Raw genomic sequence first — 22,357 nt, 5'->3', positions numbered from 1 at the left:
CGCCCTAGTTCTCCGCCTTGTAGCCGTCCGTCAGCGTCTTCAGGAAGGCGATGATGTCAGCCTCGTCCTGATCGGTCATCGCCGGCTTGTCGCCGGAGTGACGATCGAACGGGGGATCGGTGACGTCGACATTGGCGTGATATTTTTCAGGCAGGTCGTCGTATTTCCGCACCGTGCCGTCGGCTGCGCGCGGAAACACCTTTTCCGGATTGGTGTCGCGGAAATTGTAGAAGTCGAGCACCTGCTCGAGGGTTCTGAAGCCGCCGTTGTGGAAGAAGGCGCGACGCGTCGCGGTGTTGCGCAGCGTCGGCGTCAGGAACATGCCGCAATACTGCGTCTGCTCGGGAATGTCGGTCCGATGCGGACCGCACACGCCGAGATCGAAATAGCCGGAATCCTTGTTGCCCGCGAGCGCGGCATTCCGTGGCGCGCCGAGCGCTTCATATTGATGATCGGTAAACATCGGCGGCAAGCCGTCGCGGGCCGGCGCCGAGGTATGGCAGCCGGCGCAGTTCGCCTTGTCGGGATCGTTGAACAATTGCAGGCCGCGCAATTCGCTCTCCGACAACCGCGCCTTACCCTCGAGCCAGTAATCGTACTTGCTGGTGTAGGGATGGAAGCTCGGCTCTTCGACCTGGTAGCGCGCAACCGCAAACATCGCCTCCGCGATCAGCAGCCGCTGGTTTCTCAGCACGCCGGCGCCGAACAGCTCGACGAAGCGGTTGACATAAGGTGCGCGGCGCAGCTTGTCGGCCACGATCTCCGCGCTGCCGCCGTCCATCTCGTTGGCGTCGAGCAGCGGAAACAGCGCCTGGTCCTGAAGCGTGTCGGCGCGGCCGTCCCAGAACAGGCCGCCCTGCGGCACGATGTTGGCCGAGGCGCCGGTGCCGCCCGCGGTCTTGGTCGTGCGCGCGGCCTGCTGGCCGAGCATAGCCATCTGCGCGAGGTCGATGATGTTGTCGTCGTCGCCCTTGTCAGGGCCGATGCTGAAATTCGGCTGGCGATCGAGATAGGTCAGCGACGGCACCGCGCGTGCGCCTTGACGCGACAGACTGGCGCCGCCGAGCATCACCGGCCCATCGTTGGGCGGGCCGTAGGCGTGATCCGGGCTGTGACAGGATGCGCAAGACAGCGAGCCGGACGACGACAGCGAGGCGTCGTAGAAAATCTCCTTGCCGAGCTGCGCCATCGCGGACAACGGGGCAACGGACGGACGCATGAGGCGAACCGGGTTCGGGTTGGTGCCCGCCGTATTCGCCTCTGCAAGCCCTTGCGCGAGTCCTTGCGTCTCGGCTGCAAAGACGGCGCCGGCCAGGACGAGCAGGCCGGCGCCGAGGAGCCACAAAGTGCGGCTGTTCATTATGACGTCCCGTTGGACTAGTGGTGGTGGTGCTCGTCCGGCGGGCTGACCATCACCGTGCCTGTGGTCGGATCGAGGAACAGCGCGTCGGTGCGGAAGTCATGGCTATGATCATGGTCGAAATCGAACAGGTCCATGATCGATCCGGTGGTGGCGTCGAACGAGCCGCCGCCGAGGCGCTGGCCATGCAGCCAGTTGTCCTCGATGAAGCGAACCACCGAAGCCTGGGTCGTATAGGTGTGGCTGACATAGTTGGTCTTGGCGTAAGGCGAGACCACGATCAGGGGCACGCGGGTGCCCGGACCACAACGGCCGTTGACCGGCTTGCCGCTGAGACCGTTCGGCGCCGGCTGCTTGGTCGGGCCGAGGCCGCACAGGCCGGGACCGTTGACCTGATCGGCGGTCGCGTCATACGAGGCGTTCTTCGGTGCAACGTATTGGTGATCGTACCAGCCGTCGGAGTCGTCATAGGTGATGATGACGGCGGTCTCGCGCCACTCCGGCTGTTTCTGGAGGAAGTTGATCAGCTCGACATTGCCGGCCTGCTCGTCGAGCGGGTCGGAGTTGCCGGCGTGACCGTCCTGAAAGGCCGGCATCTTGACGTAGGACACGGCCGGGAAATTGCCGGCCTTGATCGCCGCATAGAGGTCTTCGAGGTCGTAATTGTGGTTGGCCGGATCGACCTTGCCGTTGAAGTCATGGGTATGGCCGATCGCGTGCACCGAGCTCGGCCGCGCGTGGGTCGGGTTCGCCGTCGACGCGTGATACTGGAAGAAGGCGTGGTGCGGGATGTAGTCGACGATGGTGCCGTTGACGTTGGTCGAGAACGTGCTGCGGGCGCAACCGGTGGTACCGTTGGCGTTCTTGAGGGTCAGATCGAAGCCACCCATGAAGCTGCCCCAGCTGATACGCTCGGCGGTGAGCAGGTCGCCGATGTTCTTGCCGCCCATCAGCATGGTGCTGGTCTTGCTGGAGCAGGCATCGTTGCCCGGATCGGTGTCGCCGGTCAGCGTCAGGCCGCCCTGCCCGTCCGCGATCGACGCCGTGGTGCCGATGACCGGCTGCACGCCGTTGGTCTGGCCGCCGACCACTTCCAGCATGCCCGGCGTCGACGGACCGAACGTGTCGGTCCAGTTGTTGTCGGTCATGGCGAAATGCTGGGCGTAGTTCCAGAATCCGGTGACGGTGTTGCCGTCGAAATAGCCCATCACCTGACCATTGGTGCCGAACGCGCCGGCGCCGCCGGCGGTGCCGCGACCGGTGAATTTCGGGAACAGGTCTTCCTTGCCGTTGTCGACGGCTTGCTGCTCGGGCGTATAAGCGTGGTTCTGCGAACGCGTGTTGGCCTGGGTGCGGTCAAGGCGGAACGGGTCCGTTGCGCCGGTGCCGTTGGCCGGATTGTTGTTCGGGTTGTTCACCAGCAAACTGGCGTTGGCGAGGTTGTTGACCCGGGGCGTATGCGGCTTCGGCACGAAGGGGATCGAGCCCGAGGGATTGGCCGCGTTCGGATAGGTCGCGAAATAATGGTCGAACGAGCGGTTCTCGTTGAAGATGATGACGAGATGCTTGATCGGCGTTTCCGTATGGATCTCATGCGGATGCCGGTCATGATCACGATCGTGGTCATGATCCCGGTCCCGGCCGAAATCGTCTGCGAGAACCGGCATGGCGCACGCAAGTGCGGTCGCGGCCGCGAAAATCGCAGCCGTCGTCAAAAATTTGGATTTCATCTCTGTTTGCCCCGAAGGAATGACGCCGCGACCCTAGCGTTCACATTTGACAGAGCTGTGTCAGTTTGACGCGTGAGACACTTCGCGCAGCCAATCAGAAAGAGATTTTTACGTGCTCGTGCTGGCGACAAAGGCGGGTCTTCTGCCGGAATGCGCCATCGGCAATTATTCCACGCGTGGAGATAAAAAAATCGCAGCCCTGCATTTGGCTTTGCGGAACAAGAACAAATCCTGCATGGCAAGATTGCCGCGGCTGTCCGCGGCGACTAATGCTCGCGATCGAGCGAAGCCAGGAATTTGTCGGCGATCGCTCGCCAGCGTTCGGGATAAAGCCGCAGCAGATGGCCATCGCCGGGGACGCCGTGTAGAATCTCAAAGCGCGCGCTGCCGCCGGCGGCTGCGAACGCCTCGTGATATTCGCGAATAAGATCCTCCTTGTAGAGGCGGTCGTTGTCGGCATAGAGCCAGAGCTGCGGGACCTTGGCGGCTGCGCCGCGGCCCGCATTGGCATAGTACGGCGTGGTCACCGGTCCATACGGGTACCAGCCGCCGCTGAAATTCACCACGCCCAAGACCTCGCCGGGCTTGAGGCCGGCATAGTGCATGGCGAGGAAGCCACCACGCGACTGGCCGGCGAGCAGCACCTTGCCCGGCTTGACGCCGGGCAGCGTCCGGCCATAGGCGATCGCGGACTCGATATCCTCGACGGCTTCAGCGACACCGGCCGAGACGTCGATCAGGCTGCCGTCGTGATCGCGGCCGAAAGTCTCTTCACCGTTGATGCCCTCGGAGCTGCCGCGTCCGCGGCGCATCAGCACCAGCACTGCAAATCCGTTGTCGCGCAGCCAATGCGCTTCGGTCGAGAACGACCAGGATCTCAGCTGATTCCGACCGACGTCGGATCCATGGGTGACGATCGCGAGCGGTGCCGGCTCCGGCCCCGACGGCGGGTAGAAAGTGCCCTCGAGCGTGATCGGCCGCGTGCCATCAGGCGTGCGAACCGCAAGATGCGGAATCCGGACGCGCGCGCCGGGCCACGGCCAGTCGTTCGGCCGATCGCCCGCAGCAAGACGCGCAGGATCGGCGCGGACCAGCGCTCCGGAGGTGACGACGCCATTCTTGAGCGTGGCCGTCACGTATAATCGGTCGGGGCCATCAAAGGCATAACGGAAGATGCGAAACCCCGTCATGGTCAGCACGCCGTCCACGACCGTCGCCTGGTCGCGCCACCATTCGCGATTCATGCCGTTGAAGGCCGAGTCCGACCTGGCGAAGACGACGTCTGCATGTCCGTCAGCCCTGACGCGCTCGACCACGAGGATGTGCCTGTCGTCGCTCCAGGTCCCGCTGGAAGCGCGCGATCTCGGGCGGCACGTCGGAGGCCGGCGGCTCCATGTCGAACCCGGGCGGCAGCGGGACGATGGTCTCGGGATCGACCCTCAGCGATTGGGCCAGAGCGCTCTGCATCATCAAGACCAGCGACACCACCGCGGCTGCAATCCAACGTCCAAGCATGTGCGCCCAGTCGAAATCCAATGTGGCCGGCAGGATAAACCTATTCGGTGCGGATCGGCGTGTCCTTCAGCCCGTTATTATCATAAGCCTTGCGCAAGGTGCCGTTGGTCACGGCCTCGGTCATGAACCTGGTGACGAACGCCAGCGACTGGCCATGGCCGAGCGGGACCGCAACGGCGGTCACCGTCTTCTTGAACGTCTCGTCCAGCACCTTCGTGCCCGGGATCTTCTGTGCCATCTTGTTGAGCTGGTCGCGCGACAGCGCGAAGGCGTCGATCTCGCCGCTCTTCAGGAGGCCAAAGATCTCATCGTAGGTCTGATAGCCCGTGACCTTCGCATTCTTCAGATGCGCAACGGCGCCGCGCATCGTGGTCGTGGCGTTGACTGCCGCGACCTTGATGCCGGGTTGGTCGAGCGTGGCGAAATTGGTGACGGTCGAACCCGCCTTGACGATATAGGTGGCGTCCGCGACCTCGTAGATCGGGCCGAACATCATCCTGGTCTCGCGTTCGGGATCTTTCGGCAACCAGCTGACGTCCCAGCTGCCCTTGCCGGCCGCGTCGGTGATCTGTCCGGAATTCTGGTACACGACATACTCGACGGGGATGCCGATTTGCGCCGCCATGTCCTTGCCGAGATCGACGGGGACGCCGGCGTAACCGGCTTCGGTCTTGGTCGACCAGAACGCCCCGCCCGCCGGGCTGATCGCGATCGCGACCCGCAGCTTGCCGGTCGGTGCGATCTCGTCCTTCAGGCCATCAGCTAGTGCGGGCATGGCGACCGCCGCTGCGAGGACGAGGCCGGCGCAGGCTGACCAGAATGGCGTAGACATGTCATGTTCTCCTCACGTTTCTTCTTGTCCGCTTCTTTCCGCCAGCCTCGCGCCGATCGCGCTGCCTTTGACACAATTCTGGTCGATCGTGCGCCCGGTGAAAAGCGATTTGTCACGACCAAAATGTCGAAGACACGCCGCTGTTTGCAGTGCAAGGGCTGCGCCTGCCATGGCTATGGTGTTTCACGGCGGGTCATTTGTTGCTAGCCTGCCGCACCGACAGCTAGCCATCGGGGGCCACCGAATGACCTCAGCGTATCCCGTCCATTCCGCACAATCTCGTGGCGCATGGAGGCATGTCGGGCGGGCCCTGGCCGCCACGGCGGTCGTGATTGCGCTCGCCGGCTGCGAGGACAAGAACGCCTTCGTCGCGCCGCCGCCGCCCAAGGTGGACGTCGCCACACCCGTACAACGGTCGGTGACGCGCTATGTCGAGGCCACCGGCAACACCGCGCCGGTCAAGAGCGTCGATCTCGTGGCGCGCGTCCAGGGCTTCCTGCAATCGATCGACTACACGGACGGCACCTTCGTCAAGCAAGGCACCCAGCTGTTCACGATCGAGCCCGAGACCTACAAGCTCAAGCTCGAACAGGCGCAAGCTGCCGAGACCGGCGCGCAGGCCACGCTCAAGCAGGCCGAAGCCGACTTCAAGCGGCAGGCCGATCTGGTGCAGCGCCAGGCGGTCTCGCAGGCGACACTCGACACCTCGACATCGACCCGCGACAACGCCCAGGCCAGCCTCCAGCAGGCCCAGGTCAATACGAGGCTCGCCGAGGTCAACTACGGCTACACCAAGGTGAGCGCGCCGTTCGACGGCATCGTCAGCGCGCATATGGTCTCGATCGGCGAGCTCGTCGGCGTCTCCTCCCCGACCCAGCTCGCCACCATCGTCGCGATGGACCCGATCTGGGTGAATTTCACCGTCAACGAGCAGGACGTGCTGCGGATCCGGGCAGAGGCTCAGCGCCGCGGACTGACCGCCGCCGACCTCAAGCAATTCCCGATCGAAGTCGGCCTCCAGACCGAGACCGGCTATCCGCATGAAGGCCACCTCGACTACGTCGCGCCGACCATCAATTCATCAACCGGCACGCTTGCCGTGCGCGGGCTCGTGCCCAACGACAAGCGGGTGCTGCTGCCCGGCTATTTCGTCCGCGTCCGCGTGCCGTTCGACCAGGACAAGAACGCCCTCCTCGTCCCCGACACCGCGCTCGGCAGCGACCAGGGCGGGCGCTATCTCCTGGTCGCCAACAAGGACAATGTGGTCGAGCAGCGCAAGGTGCAGGTCGGCGCCGTCGACAACGGCCTGCGCGTGATCGAGAGCGGCCTGAAGCCAGACGACCGCGTCGTGATCGCAGGGCTGCTGCGCGTGATCCCGGGCCAGAAGATCGACCCGCAGATGACCAAGATCGAGCAGCCACAGGCCTCGAACAAATGAGGCGCCGGTCATGATCTCAAAATTCTTCATCGAGCGGCCTGTCCTCTCCAACGTCATTGCGCTCCTGATGATCCTGATCGGCGGCGTCGCGCTGTTCAACCTCGCGATCGCGCAATATCCCGACGTGGTGCCGCCGACGGTGCAGGTGACGACGCGCTACCCCGGCGCCAGCGCCAAGACCGTGATCGACACCGTCGCGCTGCCGATCGAGCAGCAGGTCAACGGCGTCGAGGACATGCTCTACATGCAGTCCTACAGCGGCTCCGACGGCACCTATACGCTGACGGTGACGTTCAAGATCGGAACCGACCTCAACTTCGCGCAGGTGCTGGTGCAGAACCGCGTCTCCAGCGCGCTGTCGCAGCTGCCGTCGTCCGTGCAGAACCAGGGCGTCACCGTCCAGAAGAGATCGACCTCGATCCTGCTGTTCGTGACGCTGACTTCGCCTGACTCCCGGTTCGACAGCCTTTACCTGAGCAACTACGCGACGATCAACCTACGCGACGAGCTCTCGCGACTGCCCGGCGTCGGCAACGTCACGGTGTTCGGCGCCGGCCAGTATTCGATGCGGATCTGGCTCGATCCAAACAAGCTGCAAGCGCGCGGATTGGTGCCGCAGGACGTGATCCAGGCGATCCAGCAGCAGAGCCAGCAGGTCTCGGCCGGCCAGGTCGGCGCGCCGCCGACGCCGCCGGGGCAAGCGTTCCAGTACACGCTCAACGTCAACGGAAGGCTCGACGACACCACGCAGTTCGAGAACATCATCGTCAAGACCGGCACCAGCGGCGACGTCACGCGTGTGCGCGACGTCGGCTGGGTCGAGCTGGGTGCGCAGACCTATAGCCAGATCTTCTCGCTCAACAAGCAGCCCGCCGTCGGCATCGGCGTATTCCAGTCGCCCGGCGCCAACGCGCTCGAGGTCGAGCAGGCCGTCGAGAAGAAAATGACGGAGCTCGCCAGGCGCTTCCCGGAAGGCATCAAATACGACACGCCGTTCGACACCACCAAGTTCGTGCAGGCCTCGGTGCACGAGGTCTACATGACGCTGATCGAGGCCGGCTTGCTGGTGCTGGTCGTGATCCTGGTATTTTTGCAAGACTGGCGCGCGATGCTGGTGCCGGCAACGACCGTGCCTGTCACCATCATCGGCGCCTTCGCCGCGATGGCGGCGCTCGGCTTCACCATCAACATGTCGACGCTGTTTGCGATCGTGCTCGCGATCGGCATCGTGGTCGACGACGCCATCGTCGTGGTGGAAGGTGCCGCCCACAATATCGAGCAGGGCATGAACGGCCACGACGCCGCGATCAAGGCGATGGACCAGCTGTTCGCGCCGATCGTCGGCATCACGCTGGTGCTGATCTCGGTGTTCTTGCCGGCGTCGTTCCTCGCCGGCCTCACGGGCCGCATCTACTCGCAATTCGCGCTGGTGATCGCGGCGACCGCGCTTTTGTCCGCCATCAACGCAGCGACGCTGAAGCCGACCCAGTGCGCACTCTGGCTGCGGCCGACGGTGCCGCCGGAGCAGCGCAACTTCTTCTACCGTGGCTTCAACGCCGTCTATAACCGCGTCGAGCGCGGCTACATCCGGCTGATTGGCGTGCTGTGCAGGAACAGTACGATTTCGGTTGCGATCGCACTGGTCCTGATCGGGATCGGCGGCTACGGCCTGTCGCGGGTGCCGACCGGCTTCCTCCCGATTGAGGACCAGGGCTATCTGATCGCCGCGGTTCAGCTGCCCGACGGCGCCTCGCTGGAGCGAACCCAGAAGGTGCTCGACAGGGCCGCCGATATGATCAAGGACACGCCCGGCGTTCAGCAGGTCATCACGATTGCCGGCATCTCCGCGCTCGACAACAGCGCGAGCCTTGCCAATGCCGGCGTCGCCTACATCATCCTGAAGGACTGGGACGCGCGCAAAGGCCCCGGCGAGGATTTGCGCTCGCTGGTCTACGGCCTGAACGACAAGGTCGCGACCATCATGGAGGCGCGCACGCTAGTGCTGCCGCCGCCGCCCATTCAAGGCATCGGCAACGCCGCCGGCTTCTCGATGCAGGTCGAGCTGCGCGACGGCAACAGCGATTTCGCCAAGCTGCAGGCCATCACCGGCGCGATGGTCTCGAACGCCCAGAGCCAGAGCGCGCTGCAGCGCGTCTCGTCCTCGTTTCGTTCGGCGGTGCCGCAATTCAACGTCGAGATCGACCGCGTCAAGACCCAGACGCTGCACGTGACCACGGACGCCGTGTTCTCGGCGCTGTCGACCTATCTCGGCTCGTCCTACGTCAACCAGTTCAACAAGTTCGGCCGCGTGTTCCAGGTCTACACCCAGGCCGATCCGGCGTTCCGCGTCACCGAGCGCGACATCGCCAACATGCAGGTGCGCAACCAGAATGGCGACATGATCCCGATCGGCACCGTCGCCACGATCACGCCGGTCACCGGCCCGTCGCTGATCAGCCTCTACAATCTCTATCCGTCCTCGACCATCGTCGGCCTACCGGCACAGGGCTATTCGTCCGGCCAGTCGCTGAAGCTGATGGAGGAGATCGGCGACAAGACGCTGCCGCCGGGCACCGGATTCGAATGGACTGCGATGTCGTATCAGGAGAAGGCGGTCTCGAACCAGATCTACTGGGTGTTCGGTCTTGCCATGCTGCTGGTCTATCTCGTGCTCGCCGGCCAGTACGAGAGCTGGTACGCGCCGATCTCGGTGATCCTCGCCGTGCCGCTGTCGCTGATCGGGCCCATGCTGATCCTCAACGGCTTGAAGATCGATAACAACCTCTATTGCCAGATCGGCCTGATCCTCTTGATCGCGCTGTCGGCCAAGAACGCGATCCTGATCGTCGAGGTCGGGCTCGAGCTGCACGGGCGCGACGGCAAGCCGGTGCTGGAAAGTGCTATCGAGGCGGCGCGCGCCCGTTTCCGCCCGATCCTGATGACGTCGTTCGCCTTCATCCTCGGCGTGGTGCCGCTGGTGATCGCGACCGGCGCAGGCGCCAGCGCCCGCAAGTCGATCGGCATCACGGTGTTCTCGGGCATGCTGGCCTCGACCTGCCTCGCGGTGCTGTTTGTGCCGGCATTCTTCGTGGTGGTGCAGCGGTTCGAGAACTGGCGCGCGTCGAAGAAGGCGCCGAAGGCGCAGCCGGTCGCGGAGGTGAAGTCCTAGGCCTCGCTTGGCGCCTGCCGCGCCTCGCCGCTCGAGACCAGCAGCACCGAGACCTTTGACTGCCTGAGCACGGCGTCCGCAACGCCGCCAAAGGAGAGGTGATCGGCCTGGATGCGGTCGACGCCCATGACGACGAGATCGACATCGGTGGTGTCGATCTCGCGCAGGATCGCAGCTTCCGGCGCCCGGTTCACACGCAGCGTGGTGGTGATGTCGACGTCGTAGCGGGCAGCGAGATCGCCGGCGTCCTTGAGGATGCCGGCCTCCTGGCTCAGGCCGCGGGAGGCACCGCGCTGCGCGCCCTTGTCCCGCGTCGTCGCGACATAGATCACGCGCAGCGAGCCCGATCCGGCCTGCGTCAGCGCGACCGCAACCTCCGCGCCGCGCTTGGAGACGCCACTGCCGGAGACGGCAACGAGGATGTTGAGCGCATCCGGCATCGGCTGCTTGAGGTGCTTGCCCCTGGCGGCCACGATCGCGAGCGGTCCGTCGAACCTTGCGGCGATGTCCTCGATCTTCCGATCGAACCGATCGTTGGCCGCAGTGACCTTGTCGACCCCGACGATCAGGAGATCAAAACCCTTGCGCGCCTCATCGGCGATGGTCTCGCCGAGCTCCGCGCGCCTGGCACGGGTGACGACATCGACGCTGCCGGCGTCGCCGCCACCATTGGCGGAGACGGCTGCCTTCCTCACCACGGCCTCGTGGCTCTCCTCCTCATCGCGGACCTTCTCCTGCTCCCTGGCGTGCGTGCCGATATGCAGCACTGTGATGGGCAGGCCGCGCATGCCGGCCATCAGGCCCATGATGTGCGAGGCGAAGGTAGCGTTGACGCTCTCGTCGACCGCCAGCAGCGGACGTTCGAGGTTGGCGACAAAGCCGCGCTTCTCGAATTCCTCGCGCTCCAGGCGCTCCTGCTCCTCCCGGTTCATCGGCAGCTTCGCGAGCGCCGCGCGCAGCATCGGGGGCATCGCCATTGTGGTCACGATTGCCATGGTCACGATCATCGTGAACAGGTTCTGGCTGAGCACGCCGATGGACAGGCCGATGGTTGCAATGATCACTTCGGTCGAGCCGCGCGCGTTCATGCCGCTCGCGAGCGCCAGCGATTCCCGCGTGCGCAGGCCGCCCAATGTGCCGCCGACAAAGGCGCCGCCGAACTTGCCGACGCTGGCGATCACGACGAGGAGGGCGGTGAGCATCAAAAGGTTCGGATCGCGCAGCACCGAGAGGTCGGCGCTCAGGCCGGCGAGACCAAAGAACACCGGCATGAAGAAGCTCGAGATCAGTCCGCGCAGGCGCTCGTCGATCTGCCGCGTCAGGATCGGCGACTCCCCGACCAGGATGCCGGCGACGAAGGCGCCGAGCACGGTGTGGACGCCGATCGCATGGGTGATCAGCGCCATCGCGCCCATCAACAGCAGGATCACGGTGACGACCGCCGCGGCGCTGACGAGGTTGTCGTTGGCCCAGCGGATGAGCTGGAACACCAGCCGCCGGCCGATGGTGAAGCTGATGGCGAGGAAGGCGAGCGTGCCCAGCACGGCCTTCGCCACCGAGGCGATATCCAACGTGCCTTGCGAGGCCAGGCTGAAGATGACGGCGATAATGATCCAGCCGATGGTGTCGTCGATCACGGCGGTCGCGACGATGATCTGGCCGACATTGCGGCGCATGAAATTCATCTCGCGCACGACCACCGCGACGATCTTCACCGAGGAGATCGACAGCGCCGTGCCCATGAACAGCGCGGCCACCAGGCGCTGCTCCGGTTTGGGCAACAGCGCATCGGGCAGGAACTCACCGAGCGCAAAGCCGCAGGCGAAGGGCACGAGGATGCCGGCGATCGAGATCGCGATCGCGGCCTTGCCGACCTTCCTGACCAGCTTGAGGTCGGTCTCTATGCCGGTGAGCAGGAGCAGCAGCAAAATGCCGAACTGGGCGATGCCGTCGATCATCGCCTTCTGTTCGGGCGTCGCAGGGAAGATCGCGTGCTGCGCTTCGGGCCAGATCCAGCCGAACAGCGACGGCCCGAGCAGAATGCCTGCGAGCAATTCGCCGATCACCGAGGGCTGGCCGATCCGCTGCATGATCTCGCCGAGGCCGCGCCCCACCGCGATCAGCAGCACGATCTGCGCCACCAGCAGGAATTCGGATGGGCCGGCCGATTTGCCGCCCTCGGCGCTGGCCGCAATGGTCGTGAGGACAAGCGCCGCGGGGACAAGGCCGACCGGTCGGAGCAGGCTCCACCGCATGCAGGTGTCTTCCCCCTTCACCCGCCCCGGCAAGGTGCCGGAGCCACGGGGATAGAACCCGCGGGAGGTGGAGCGGGTTCCCGCGGCATTCACGGTCAGCTAGAGGCGAAAGTCGAAAACAACCCCATGCACAGTAGATATGAGGTTGAAAAGGCCCGAGAAATTTCGGCCTTGCCGAAATCGCTTGCTCCGTCGGGCAAAACACCGGCATGATGGCATCATGGGTGGTGCGCGCGGCGCGGTGCGACCCCGCCTCCCCGTCATTGCGAGCGCAGCGAAGCAATCCAGAGTCCCTCCACGGAAAGATTCTGGATTGCTTCGCTGCGCTCGCAATGACGAGTGGAACTGGCAACGACGAGTGGAAGGAGTCCCCGGCCTCACGCGTTGCAGCTTGTCCGGGACACGAGACCTCACGCCGCAGCCGGCGTTCGGATCTCGCGCGGGAGGATGATCGCCGCTGCAATCGCAAGCAGGCAGAGGGCGGCGAACGCGTGCAGCATGGTGACGAAGCCGCCCTGCTCATACAGCCAGGCAACCAGGCCGACCGAGGCACCCGCCGCGGTGAAGCCGATGAAATAGCGCACGGCGTAGGCGCGCGAGCGCCATTCCTCGCTGGTGTATTTGCCGACCATGGCGTCGTTCACCGTGACCTGCCCGAAGGCGCCCATGACGATGCCGATCGACACCAGGATCAGCGGCAGGTTGGACAGGCTCGCGGCAAGATACAGGAACGGCGCCAGCATGAAGGACAGCGGCAGCGCCACCGTCTTCAGCGAGTAGCGGTCGAGCAGCCGGCCGATCGTGTACTGCGTCATCGCGCCGAACACATAGACGCAGGCCGCGATGACCCCGAGCAGCGCCGGGCTCTTGGTGAGATCGGCGAGCCGCTCCGCGAACAGCTTTGGCAGCGCCACCGTGACGGCATTGAAGGTGGTGGAGATCGCGATCACCACGATCAGCAGCGACAGCACCACGCGCCACATGTCCTGCTTGGCGACACGCGCCTGCGCCGCCGCCTGCTTCGAGCCCTTGCGATCCTCATGCACGACCATCATCGCAAAGCCGATGCCGATCAGGACGGTGACGATGCCGGGGACGATGAAGGCAAAGCGCCAGCCGAGATACTGGCCGATCACGCCGGTGACCAACGCGGACGAGGCGACGCCGAGATTGCCCCAGACGCCGTTGATGCCCATCTCGCGGCCGAGCCTGTCGGCATAGGACACGATCATCGCGGTGCCGACGGGATGATAGATCGAGGCGAACACGCCGATCGCAAGCAGCGCGGCGCCGAGCTCGACCTGCGTCTGCACGAAGCCGACCGAGATCATGGCAAGGCCGATTCCGATGAAGAAGATCAGCATCATGTGGCGGCGGCTCCAGCGGTCCCCTAGCCAGCCGGTGAGCAGCGAGCCGGCGCCGAAGGCGATGAAGCCGGGGGTCGCGTAGGGCAACAGTTCCGAATAGGCCATGCCGAGCGCCGGCCCCATGATGATCACGGCGGCGGCAAAGATCAGCATCGCATAATGGTCGATGAAATGGCCGGCATTGACGAAACTGATGACCCGGCTGGGGCTGTTCATGCGAATCCTCTCCTGCTCCGAAATGAGTTATATGTCGGAGCCATGACGGGATGCTGCCAATGAGTGTCGTCGAAACGCCAATCCTCAGGGAGGTTCGCGGCAACCACCGCTCCACCGCGGGCGTGCACCTGGTCGCGCGCGATTATCCCAAGGGCCTGCGGCTCGACCCGCACATGCACCGCGAGGCGCAGCTGGTCTATGCGGCACGCGGCACCATGCAGGTGACGACACCCGGGGGACGCTGGCTGGTGCCGCCGGATCGCGCGGTCTGGGTGCCGGCCGGGCTCGAGCACGCCATCGACGTGCTCGCCGACATCGAGATGCGTACGCTGTATTTCGACCTCGCCTGGCTGAAGCGCGAGAAGCGCTACGACGGATTGACCAGGGAATTCGTGGTGCGGGTGTCGCCGCTGCTCAATCAGGCGATCCTCGCGCTGTTCGACGCGCGCAACACCGAGGAGCGCACCGAGCTGCTGGTGCGTCTGGTGATGCTGGAATTGCACCAGGCCGAGGATTCCGCAACCTTCGTGCCGCTGCCGCACGAGCCGCGCTGCCGGCGCGCCGCGATGATCGTGCTCGACGATCCGACCGGCCTGCACGACATCGACACCCTGGCGCGCGATGTCGGAACCTCCGCGCGCACGCTGTCGCGGCTGTTCTCGAGCGAGACGCAACTGAGCTTCAAGAGCTGGTGCCAGCGCGCGAGGATTGCGGCGGCGATCCAGCGGCTATCGACGGATGCGAGTGTCTCGGTGAAGCAGCTCGCGACGCAGCTTGGTTATGCCAGCGTGCCGGCGTTCTCGGCCGCGTTCCGTCAGGTGACCGGGCGTACGCCGACGGAGTTTGCGGGGAAGAGTTAGCCCCAACCTCGTCATTGCGAGCGCAGCGAAGCAATCCAGAATCCTTCCGCGGCGGCAGTCTGGATTGCTTCGCTGCGCTCGCAATGACGGCGTGTGAGGCCGCCCCCTCGCTGCCTAAATGCCGCCTGATGCCTCCGCCCTCGCCGGGCATGACAGCCTTCTCGAAACGCACGGCCCAGCTAAAGTTGGCAAATTCGCCTGCTTGATTGTGATCGGCTTCCGCCTAAATCCCGTGTAAGCTTCCGCACCGCACAAACCCGGTTTCGAAAGGCCCAGATGGCTAACGCCTTCTTCTCCGACCTGCTCGCCACCATCTCCGAGCGCGGCCGCACGCTGTTGCGCCGCGATTCTGCCGACACCAAACAGGACGCCGACGGGCTGATCGAGCTCTGCGACGCGCTGCTGTCGGGCCGGGGTGAAGCCTCCGGCACCGCCATGGCGCGTGAAGTGCTCGACATCTACCAGGAGTTGGATGCGGCAGGACGCCGCGCCTTCTTCGAGGCGCTGGTGCGCGACTTCGGCCCGGACCGGGAACGGCTGGCACAGGCAATCGAGAAATGGCGCGCCAAGCCGGCAGACGAGGACGCAAGCGCGTTGCATTTCGCCTCCGAACCGCGGCGGCAGGAGCTGATCCGCCGTCTCAACCGCGCGCCGGGCGGCACCGGCGATCTCGTCGCCATGCGCGCCGACCTGCTCGGCATGATGAACGGACACACCGATCTCGCCGCGCTCGACCGCGACGTCTCGCATCTTCTCTCCTCGTGGTTCAACAGGGGGTTTCTCGTGCTGCGCCGGATTGACTGGTCGACCCCGGCCAACATCCTCGAAAAGATCATTCGCTATGAAGCCGTCCACGAGATCTCCGACTGGGACGATCTGCGCCGCCGCATCGACCCGGTCGATCGCCGCTGCTACGCCTTCTTCCATCCCGCGATGGTCGACGAGCCATTGATCTTCGTCGAGGTCGCACTGACCGAGACCATTCCCGGTGCGATCGCGCCGCTGCTGGCCGTCGACCGGCAGCACCTTCCGATCGAGAAGGCGCGCACCGCCGTGTTCTACTCGATCTCCAACACCCAGCGTGGTCTCGGCGGCATTTCCTTCGGCAGCTTCCTGATCAAGCAGGTGGTCGAGGAGCTGCGCCGCGAGACGCCGAAGCTCGACACCTTCGTGACGCTGTCGCCGGTGCCGGGCTTCATGCCGTGGCTGAAGCAGGACAAGGATTTGCCGCTGTCGGACGAGGATCGCGAGATCCTGAAGCGCCTCGACGATTCCAAATGGTTCGAGAACCCCGAGACGGCTGCGCAACTGCGTGCCTTGATCGAGCCGCTCGCCGCCCATTACTTCCTGAAGGCGCGCACGCCGAAGGGGAAGCTGATCGATTCCGTCGCCCGCTTCCATCTCGGCAACGGCGCGCGCCTCGAGCGCATCAACTGGCTCGGCGACCTCTCGCCGAAGGGCGTGCGCGAATCCGCCGGCGTGATGGTGAACTACCTCTACCGCCTCGACGACATCGAGAAGAACCACGAAGCGTATGCCAACGACGGCGAAGTCGTGGCGTCCGGCGCGGTGAAGAAGCTGCTCAAGGGTGAGGGGCGGCGGCTGCTGGATATGCGGCTGTCGTAGCGGAGACGCTCGCGTCTCATTGCGAGTTGGGATCGGCTTGAGGAGCCGACGCGCGCTGAATGAAACTTTACGGCTGCACCGCTCCGTCCACCGTCATTGCGAGGAGCTCTTGCGACGAAGCAATCCAGACTGCCTCCGCGGAAAGATTCTGGATTGCTTCGCTTCGCTCGCAATGACGGAGAATGTGGCGGCACCTCGCAATTCGGCACCACCGCGCATCGCAGACGAAGGCACCAGCAGACGACCCAGCTCCCTCCGCCGTCATTGCGAGGAGCTCTTGCGACGAAGCAATCCAGACCGCCTCTGCGGAGAGACTCTGGATTGCTTCGCTGCGCTCGCAATGACGGAGTGTGTGGCGGCACCTCGCGCCTGATTGAAATTCGTCCGACAATCAGATCAGCGTCTCGTACAGATCGGTCCAGTCCGGATTGACACTCTCGATCAGCGCAAGTTTCTTCGCCCGGCTGCCGCCCTTGATCTGCTTCTCGCGCGTAATCGCGTCGGTCATGGTCGCGGGCAGCTCGAACCAGACGAGGAGCTTGCAGCCGTACTGCGACGAGAAGCCCTTCACGAGGCCCTCGCGATGCTCGAACGCGCGGCGCGGCGGATTCGAGGTGACGCCTGTGTAGATCGTCCCGTTACGACGATTGGCGAACATGTACACGCAGGGCTGCTTCATGATTGTGCTCGGCCAGGAGAGCCTTTACGATAACACAACCTGAAGGAAATTGCGAGCGACGCTTGAGACAGGAGCAAAAAAAACGTGACGTCGCCACACCGTCATTGCGAGGAGCCCGCGACAGGATTGCGAAGCAATTTGCACTGATGCGACGGAGCAATCCAGACTGCCTTCGCGGAAAGATTCTGGATTGCTTCGCTGCGCTCGCAATGACGGAGTGTGTGGCAGCACCTCGCGCAATTCCGTACCACCGTGCATCGCAGACGGGGGCCGCCGGTAACCGACACCGCCCTCTCCACCGTCATTGCGAGGAGCTCTTGCGACGAAGCAATCCAGACTGCCTACGCGGAGAGATTCTGGATTGCTTCGCTGCGCTCGCAATGACGGAGTTGGTTGCGCCAGCGGAGGCTACTCCGCCAGCGCCTTTCAGTCTGCTACTCGCGGAAAGACTCTGGATGGCTTCGTCGCAAGGGCTCCTCGCAATGACGAGGAGGGAGAATGCGTCCCTCGCAATGACGAGGAAAGAGAGTGCGCTGACGAGGAGAGAGCGCGTCGCGCTTACTTCTTGTCCCGGAAATACGGCTCGACCGGACCATGCACCTTGATGGTCAGGGGATTGCCGTAGCGGTCCTTGGCATTGCCCGCGGTGACGCGGACCCAGCCTTCGCTGATGCAGTACTCCTCGACATTGGTCTTCTCGACGCCCTTGAAGCGGATGCCGACGTCGCGCGACAGGATGTCGGCGTTGTAATGGGGGCTGTTGGGGTCGACCGAGAGGCGGTCCGGAAATTCGTCGCTCATGATTGTCTCGCTCATAACAGGGTCTCGATCTTCTGCCGCAATCCTTCCGGCCGCGCGGTCGGCGCATAGCGCGCGATCACCTGGCCGGCACGGTCCACCAGGAATTTGGTGAAATTCCATTTGATGGAGGCGCCCAGCAGGCCGGATTGCTGGTGTTTCAGGTACTCGTACAAGGGATGCGCGTGGGCGCCGTTGACGTCGATCTTCTCGAACAGCGGAAACGTGACGTCGTAATTGGTCGAGCAGAACGCCTGGATCTCGGCGGCCTGCCCCGGCTCCTGCGCGCCGAACTGGTTGCAGGGAAAGCCCAGCACCGAGAAGCCGCGCGGCGCCAGATCGCGATGCAGATCCTCGAGTCCGCGATATTGCGGCGTGAAGCCGCATTTGCTCGCGGTGTTGACGATCAAGAGCACCTGGCCCTCGAACTGTCGCAGCGCGACCTCCTCGCCGGCAAGCGAATTGGCCTTGAAATCGTAGATCGCAGCCATCGCTAACCCACGGGGTCGATCGGCGATGGCGGCACGCCGCCCGCCTCAATCGCTTCGCCGGCGAGCAGGCACAGATCCTCGCGATAGCGGCCGGAGACGATGTGCACGCCGACCGGGGACTTGCCGACGAGGCCGGTCGAGACCACGAGGCCCGGCAGTCCCATGAACGGGATCGCGATCTGCGGCAGCTGCGCTTCCCAGACGCGCTCGAAGGAGGCGGCGTCCTTGCAGTCGAGATGATCGGCGAATGACAGCTCGCCGGAGACCGGCGTCAGCACGACGGCGTATTTCTCGAAGAACAGCATCCAGTCGCGGGTCAGCGTGGCGCGGCGGGTCAGCGCCTGGGCGTAGTTGGCCTGATCCATCGGCGTGACCTTGGCGCGGATGCCGCGCAGGCACGCCAGCGCGCCGGGATCGCCCTCGCGCTCGGCCATTTCCAGCTGCGCCTCGTAGCCATCGCCAAGCCAGAGCTTGCGCTGCCATGCGACGGCTTCGCGCATCGGCGGGGTGTTCTCGATCACATCGACGGTCCACCCCGCCCGCTCGAGCCGCTTGCCGGCGTCGGTCACGGCCGCCTTCACCTCAGGCGTGGTCGCAAGACCGTCCGGATTGAGGCAGAGCGCGGCGCGCTTCGGCACGGCCGGGCCATCGAGCGGCGCCGGCACATACCAGGGATCGCGCGCATCGCGGGCCGACATCGCCGCGAGCGAAATGCGGAGGTCATTCACGGTGCGTGCCAGCGGGCCCGACACCGCCATGATCTGCGGCCCGATCGGCCGCTCCGGCAGCGCCGGGTTGAAGGCGGGGATACGGCCCAAGGTCGGGCGCAGGCCGTGCACGCCGCAGGCATAGGCGGGATAGCGGATCGAGCCGGCGATGTCGGTGCCGTGGGCGATATGGCCGATACCCGCCGCGACCGCCGAGCCGGCGCCGCCGGAGGAGCCGCCCGGTGTCAGCGAGGCGTCACGGGGGTTCTTGGTGTCGCCATGGACCAGGTTGGTGGTGAACCAGCGGTAGGAGAAGGCGGGGCAATTGGTGCGCCCCAGGAGAATGGCGCCCGCTTTGCGGAAATTGGCGACCACCGGATTGTCCTCGCGCGCGATCAGGTCGCGCTGGAGCTTGAGGCCGTTGGTGGTGGCAAAGCCTTCCTGGTCGACATTTGCCTTGATGGTGACGGGCACGCCGGCCAGCACACCGGGGTCCTCGCCCCGGGCAATGGCGGTATCGACGGCGTCGGCCTGCTTGAGCACGTCCTCGGGCCGGTGGTCGATCACGGCGTTGAGCTGGGGGTTGACGGCGTCGAGGCGGGCGAGCCCGGCCTTGGCGGCCTCCCGGGCGGACACCTTTTTGGATTTGACGAGGGTGGCGAGGTCGGCGGCCGACAGGCGCCAGAGATCTTGCATGACGTGCTCCGTTTAACCGGCGTCTTTTAGCGCCGGGAACGCGGCAAAGCCATGCGGATTTCGCGGGGTTACCACCGTCATTGCGAGCGAAGCGAAGCAATCCAGAATCCCTCCGCGGGGGCGGTCTGGATTGCTTCGTCGCAAGGGCTTCTCGCAATGACGGCGGAGAGAGCCGGGCCCTAATGCCGCGTCGCGGACTGGTCCGGGATGTCCAGCAGGGCCTCGGTGAAGGGAAATTCCAGCACGATCTCGCCTTCGACGTCGGTGACCTCGATCACCGCCTCCATGAGCGCCGGCTGGGTCCCCTCGGATTTCAGCACCTCCAGGATCATCTGGCGGGCGACCTCCCAGGCGCGATCGGGATTGCGCAGATCCTCGCCATCGGGATCCACGATCAACTCATCGCCGATACGGGTGTTGAAGAAATATCTGGGCATCACCGAATTCCACTTGGGGCGATTCCACTTGGGGCGCCTGTACCGGATTGAAAGCTGCACTGCACTCACAACTGCTTTATCAGGGCAGGGTTCGCGACCGAATGCGCCTGCCGCAAGGCAGCATCGTCAGAAGTGATGTTCCACCATCATTTTTCGCGGCGCAACATGCCGTTCTCGGGAAAATTTCACTGGCGAACTTTTGCGCCCGCAGTAACTTAGCCCCCGGGCGGATACGTCCGAAATCTCAAGAATGGAGCGCCAAAATGGCCTGGAAAGCCCCCAAGATCGTTGAAGTGCCCTGCGGCATGGAAATCAACATGTATGTGAGCGCCACCCGCAAGTAAGCGGTTGGTGAGTAGGCGTTCTGCGCAGGTGGGTCTTGCCGGTCACGATCGGTTTCCGGACGATGGAAACTGTGTTGGCCTAGGATCCACCTGGCGACGTTGCTTCCAGGAGACGGATCATGCTTCGCGTCGTCGTCCTGGGCGCCGGGGCCGGCGGCGGAGTCCCGCAATGGAATTGCGGTTGCGAGGGCTGCCGGGCGGCGCGTCACCACGGCCATGAGCTTTATCGGACCCAGGCCTCGGTTGCCTTCAGCGGCGACGGCGAGCACTGGTTCCTGATCAACGCCTCCCCTGATCTGCGCCAGCAATTGAATGCCACGCCGCAGCTGCATCCCAAGGCAGGCGCGCTGCGCCACACGCCGATCGCAGGCGTGATCCTGACCAACAGCGAAGTGGATGCGGTCGCGGGCCTGCTCTCGATGCGCGAGGGCTCGCCGTTCACGGTCTATGCGCATGAGAAGGTGCTGGCGATCCTGAACAGCAACACCATCTTCAATGTGCTCAACGAAAAGAACGTGCGGCGGCAGCCGATCGGTATCGGTGAGCCGTTCGAGCCGCGTCTCACCGATGGTGCGCGCTCGGGGTTAGAGGTGCGGCCCTTCGCGGTGCCGGGCAAATCGGCCTGGTATCTCGAAGGCAAGGCGCATCCGGGCGGCGAGAGCGGCGACGGCGATACGCTGGGTCTGAAGATCACCGACAAGTCGACCAGAAAATGCTTCTACTTCATCGCCGCCTGCGCCGAAATCACCGACGCGCTCAAGGCCGAGATCGACGGCGCCGCACTGGTGTTCTTCGACGGCACGGTCTGGCGGGATGACGAGATGATCAAGGCCGGGCTCGGCCACAAGACCGGCAAGAGCATGGGCCATGTCGCGATGTCCGGTGACGATGGCGCGATCGCGCGGCTGGCCGATCTCACTATCGACAGGAAGATGTTTCTCCATATCAACAACTCGAACCCGGCGCTGCTGCCCTCCTCGCCTGAACGCAAGACGGCTGAAGCGGCGGGCTGGCAGATACCTGCCGACGGAACGGAGATCGTGCTGTGAATGCCGCGTCCATGACTGGAATGACTGCGCTCTCGGTCGGCAAGGACATCAGGCTCAATTCGGCCGCGGAGCTGGAGGCGACGCTGCGCCACATTGGCGCTACGCGCTACCACAGCCTGCATCCGTTCCATAAGCTCTTGCATGGCGGCAAGCTGAACAAGGGCCAGGTGCAGGCCTGGGCGCTGAACCGCTACTATTACCAGAGCACGATCCCGATCAAGGACGCGGTGGTGATCTCGCGCTTCCGCGACCGCGCTACGCGGCTGGAATGGCGCCACCGCATCGAGGACCATGACGGCGATGTCGGCAGCGAGGGCGGCATCGAGCGCTGGCTGAAGCTGACCGAAGGCCTCGGCCTTGACACATCTTACGTGGAATCCACCGAAGGCATCCTGCCGGCGACGCGGTTCGCCGTGGAGGCTTACGTCCACTACTGCCGCGAGAAGAGCCCGCTGGAGGCGATCGCCTCCTCGCTGACCGAACTGTTCGCGCCGAACCTGCACGAGGAACGCATCTCCGGCATGCTGGAGCATTACGACTTCGTCAATCCTGACATCATGAGCTATTTCAAGCGCCGCCTCGCACAGGCGCCGCGCGATGCCGGCTTCGCGCTCGACTACGTCAAGGCGCATGCGACGACGCCGGAGCAGCGCGCGCAGGTGTGCAACGCGCTGATCTTCAAGACCAACGTCTTGTGGGTGCAGCTCGATGCGCTCCAGCACGCCTATGTCGAGGGCAACATTCCGCCGGGCGCGTTCGTGCCCCAGGAAACTAAAAAAGCGAGTTGA

Annotated in this window: 19 protein-coding genes; 7 read left to right on the top strand and 12 right to left on the bottom strand. The window is 64.5% G+C overall.

Translation table 11 applies throughout. The annotated features are described in order from the left end of the window. Positions 1-4 precede the first annotated feature (4 nt). The 5 genes from ABIC09_RS07770 to ABIC09_RS07750 form a co-directional block, all read right to left on the bottom strand. Complete coding sequence (locus tag ABIC09_RS07770; RefSeq protein WP_148754625.1) at positions 5-1,360, bottom strand: cytochrome-c peroxidase; 1,356 nt, start codon at positions 1,358-1,360, stop codon at positions 5-7. A gap of 17 nt (positions 1,361-1,377) precedes the next feature. Next, positions 1,378-3,090, bottom strand: coding sequence for an alkaline phosphatase family protein (locus ABIC09_RS07765; protein WP_354086187.1), 1,713 nt, complete (start codon positions 3,088-3,090; stop codon positions 1,378-1,380). Between the two features lie 266 nt (positions 3,091-3,356). Beyond that, complete coding sequence (locus ABIC09_RS07760; protein ID WP_354108905.1) at positions 3,357-4,406, bottom strand: alpha/beta hydrolase family protein; 1,050 nt, start codon at positions 4,404-4,406, stop codon at positions 3,357-3,359. Continuing rightward, on the bottom strand, positions 4,384-4,605 hold the full coding sequence (locus ABIC09_RS07755) for a hypothetical protein (protein WP_354108904.1): 222 nt from the start codon (positions 4,603-4,605) through the stop codon (positions 4,384-4,386). Before ABIC09_RS07755 ends, ABIC09_RS07760 begins: the two co-directional genes overlap by 23 nt. Positions 4,606-4,645: 40 nt before the next feature. Then, on the bottom strand, positions 4,646-5,437 hold the full coding sequence (locus tag ABIC09_RS07750) for an ABC transporter substrate-binding protein (protein WP_354086185.1): 792 nt from the start codon (positions 5,435-5,437) through the stop codon (positions 4,646-4,648). A gap of 244 nt (positions 5,438-5,681) precedes the next feature. Between ABIC09_RS07750 and ABIC09_RS07745 the strand changes: the two genes are divergently transcribed. Then, positions 5,682-6,875, top strand: coding sequence for an efflux RND transporter periplasmic adaptor subunit (locus ABIC09_RS07745; protein ID WP_354108903.1), 1,194 nt, complete (start codon positions 5,682-5,684; stop codon positions 6,873-6,875). 10 nt (positions 6,876-6,885) lie between these two features. Further along, positions 6,886-10,044 carry an efflux RND transporter permease subunit gene (locus ABIC09_RS07740; protein WP_354108902.1) on the top strand — a complete coding sequence of 1,053 codons (3,159 nt, stop codon included), beginning with the start codon at positions 6,886-6,888 and terminating at the stop codon, positions 10,042-10,044. Here the strand turns inward: ABIC09_RS07740 and ABIC09_RS07735 are convergent. Both ABIC09_RS07735 and ABIC09_RS07730 read right to left on the bottom strand, forming a co-directional pair. Continuing rightward, the gene (locus ABIC09_RS07735) at positions 10,041-12,299 is read right to left on the bottom strand and encodes a cation:proton antiporter domain-containing protein (protein ID WP_354108901.1); all 2,259 of its coding nucleotides are present in this window, start codon (positions 12,297-12,299) and stop codon (positions 10,041-10,043) included. The two genes, ABIC09_RS07740 and ABIC09_RS07735, sit on opposite strands and share 4 nt — an antisense overlap. Positions 12,300-12,709: 410 nt before the next feature. After that, entirely contained in the window at positions 12,710-13,882 is a 1,173-nt protein-coding gene (locus ABIC09_RS07730; protein WP_354108900.1) for an MFS transporter, read from the bottom strand. A 59-nt stretch (positions 13,883-13,941) separates the two neighbouring features. On the opposite strand from ABIC09_RS07730, the gene ABIC09_RS07725 reads away from it, so the two are divergent. After that, positions 13,942-14,742, top strand: coding sequence for an AraC family transcriptional regulator (locus tag ABIC09_RS07725; RefSeq protein ID WP_354108899.1), 801 nt, complete (start codon positions 13,942-13,944; stop codon positions 14,740-14,742). A 276-nt stretch (positions 14,743-15,018) separates the two neighbouring features. Further along, positions 15,019-16,368, top strand: a complete 1,350-nt coding sequence (locus ABIC09_RS07720; protein ID WP_354108898.1) for a malonyl-CoA decarboxylase — start codon at positions 15,019-15,021, stop codon at positions 16,366-16,368. Positions 16,369-16,759: 391 nt separating this feature from the next. Here the strand turns inward: ABIC09_RS07720 and ABIC09_RS07715 are convergent, their stop codons facing one another. The 5 genes from ABIC09_RS07715 to ABIC09_RS07695 all read right to left on the bottom strand — a co-directional run bounded on the left by ABIC09_RS07715 (position 16,760) and on the right by ABIC09_RS07695 (position 20,176). Then, complete coding sequence (locus tag ABIC09_RS07715) at positions 16,760-17,047, bottom strand: GIY-YIG nuclease family protein (protein ID WP_354108897.1); 288 nt, start codon at positions 17,045-17,047, stop codon at positions 16,760-16,762. A gap of 558 nt (positions 17,048-17,605) precedes the next feature. Then, entirely contained in the window at positions 17,606-17,863 is a 258-nt protein-coding gene (locus tag ABIC09_RS07710) for a DUF3297 family protein (protein ID WP_354108896.1), read from the bottom strand. Next, positions 17,860-18,336, bottom strand: a complete 477-nt coding sequence (locus ABIC09_RS07705) for a glutathione peroxidase (RefSeq protein WP_354108895.1) — start codon at positions 18,334-18,336, stop codon at positions 17,860-17,862. Before ABIC09_RS07705 ends, ABIC09_RS07710 begins: the two co-directional genes overlap by 4 nt. A gap of 2 nt (positions 18,337-18,338) precedes the next feature. After that, the gene (locus ABIC09_RS07700; RefSeq protein ID WP_354108894.1) at positions 18,339-19,739 is read right to left on the bottom strand and encodes an amidase family protein; all 1,401 of its coding nucleotides are present in this window, start codon (positions 19,737-19,739) and stop codon (positions 18,339-18,341) included. Positions 19,740-19,918: 179 nt separating this feature from the next. Continuing rightward, positions 19,919-20,176, bottom strand: a complete 258-nt coding sequence (locus tag ABIC09_RS07695; protein ID WP_187435261.1) for a DUF6894 family protein — start codon at positions 20,174-20,176, stop codon at positions 19,919-19,921. A 263-nt stretch (positions 20,177-20,439) separates the two neighbouring features. Between ABIC09_RS07695 and pqqA the strand changes: the two genes are divergently transcribed. The 3 genes from pqqA (at position 20,440) to pqqC (ending at position 22,357) form a co-directional block, all read left to right on the top strand. Further along, entirely contained in the window at positions 20,440-20,520 is an 81-nt protein-coding gene (gene pqqA / locus ABIC09_RS07690; protein WP_007595659.1) for a pyrroloquinoline quinone precursor peptide PqqA, read from the top strand. A gap of 119 nt (positions 20,521-20,639) precedes the next feature. Further along, the gene (gene pqqB / locus ABIC09_RS07685) at positions 20,640-21,569 is read left to right on the top strand and encodes a pyrroloquinoline quinone biosynthesis protein PqqB (RefSeq protein WP_354108893.1); all 930 of its coding nucleotides are present in this window, start codon (positions 20,640-20,642) and stop codon (positions 21,567-21,569) included. A gap of 20 nt (positions 21,570-21,589) precedes the next feature. Continuing rightward, a complete protein-coding gene (gene pqqC, locus ABIC09_RS07680) occupies positions 21,590-22,357 on the top strand; it encodes a pyrroloquinoline-quinone synthase PqqC (protein ID WP_430640196.1) in 768 nt (255 codons plus the stop codon).

It is taken from the genome of Bradyrhizobium sp. S3.12.5 (assembly GCF_040548225.1).
Lineage (GTDB): Bacteria > Pseudomonadota > Alphaproteobacteria > Rhizobiales > Xanthobacteraceae > Bradyrhizobium > Bradyrhizobium cytisi.
Note: the sequence above shows the minus strand (reverse complement) of the source record. Positions and strands in the feature narration are given on the sequence as shown.

Coding starts and splice junctions, on each gene's coding strand:
- ABIC09_RS07750 (WP_354086185.1), bottom strand. CDS start 5,437: ATGTCTACGCCATTCTGGTCAGCCTGCGCCGGCCTCGTCCTCGCAGCG.
- ABIC09_RS07695 (WP_187435261.1), bottom strand. CDS start 20,176: ATGCCCAGATATTTCTTCAACACCCGTATCGGCGATGAGTTGATCGTG.
- ABIC09_RS07705 (WP_354108895.1), bottom strand. CDS start 18,336: ATGGCTGCGATCTACGATTTCAAGGCCAATTCGCTTGCCGGCGAGGAG.
- ABIC09_RS07740 (WP_354108902.1), top strand. CDS start 6,886: ATGATCTCAAAATTCTTCATCGAGCGGCCTGTCCTCTCCAACGTCATT.
- pqqB (WP_354108893.1), top strand. CDS start 20,640: ATGCTTCGCGTCGTCGTCCTGGGCGCCGGGGCCGGCGGCGGAGTCCCG.
- ABIC09_RS07725 (WP_354108899.1), top strand. CDS start 13,942: ATGAGTGTCGTCGAAACGCCAATCCTCAGGGAGGTTCGCGGCAACCAC.
- ABIC09_RS07715 (WP_354108897.1), bottom strand. CDS start 17,047: ATGAAGCAGCCCTGCGTGTACATGTTCGCCAATCGTCGTAACGGGACG.
- ABIC09_RS07730 (WP_354108900.1), bottom strand. CDS start 13,882: ATGAACAGCCCCAGCCGGGTCATCAGTTTCGTCAATGCCGGCCATTTC.
- ABIC09_RS07745 (WP_354108903.1), top strand. CDS start 5,682: ATGACCTCAGCGTATCCCGTCCATTCCGCACAATCTCGTGGCGCATGG.
- ABIC09_RS07735 (WP_354108901.1), bottom strand. CDS start 12,299: ATGCGGTGGAGCCTGCTCCGACCGGTCGGCCTTGTCCCCGCGGCGCTT.
- ABIC09_RS07710 (WP_354108896.1), bottom strand. CDS start 17,863: ATGAGCGAGACAATCATGAGCGACGAATTTCCGGACCGCCTCTCGGTC.
- ABIC09_RS07720 (WP_354108898.1), top strand. CDS start 15,019: ATGGCTAACGCCTTCTTCTCCGACCTGCTCGCCACCATCTCCGAGCGC.
- pqqC (WP_430640196.1), top strand. CDS start 21,590: ATGACTGCGCTCTCGGTCGGCAAGGACATCAGGCTCAATTCGGCCGCG.
- ABIC09_RS07755 (WP_354108904.1), bottom strand. CDS start 4,605: ATGCTTGGACGTTGGATTGCAGCCGCGGTGGTGTCGCTGGTCTTGATG.
- pqqA (WP_007595659.1), top strand. CDS start 20,440: ATGGCCTGGAAAGCCCCCAAGATCGTTGAAGTGCCCTGCGGCATGGAA.
- ABIC09_RS07700 (WP_354108894.1), bottom strand. CDS start 19,739: ATGCAAGATCTCTGGCGCCTGTCGGCCGCCGACCTCGCCACCCTCGTC.
- ABIC09_RS07770 (WP_148754625.1), bottom strand. CDS start 1,360: ATGAACAGCCGCACTTTGTGGCTCCTCGGCGCCGGCCTGCTCGTCCTG.
- ABIC09_RS07765 (WP_354086187.1), bottom strand. CDS start 3,090: ATGAAATCCAAATTTTTGACGACGGCTGCGATTTTCGCGGCCGCGACC.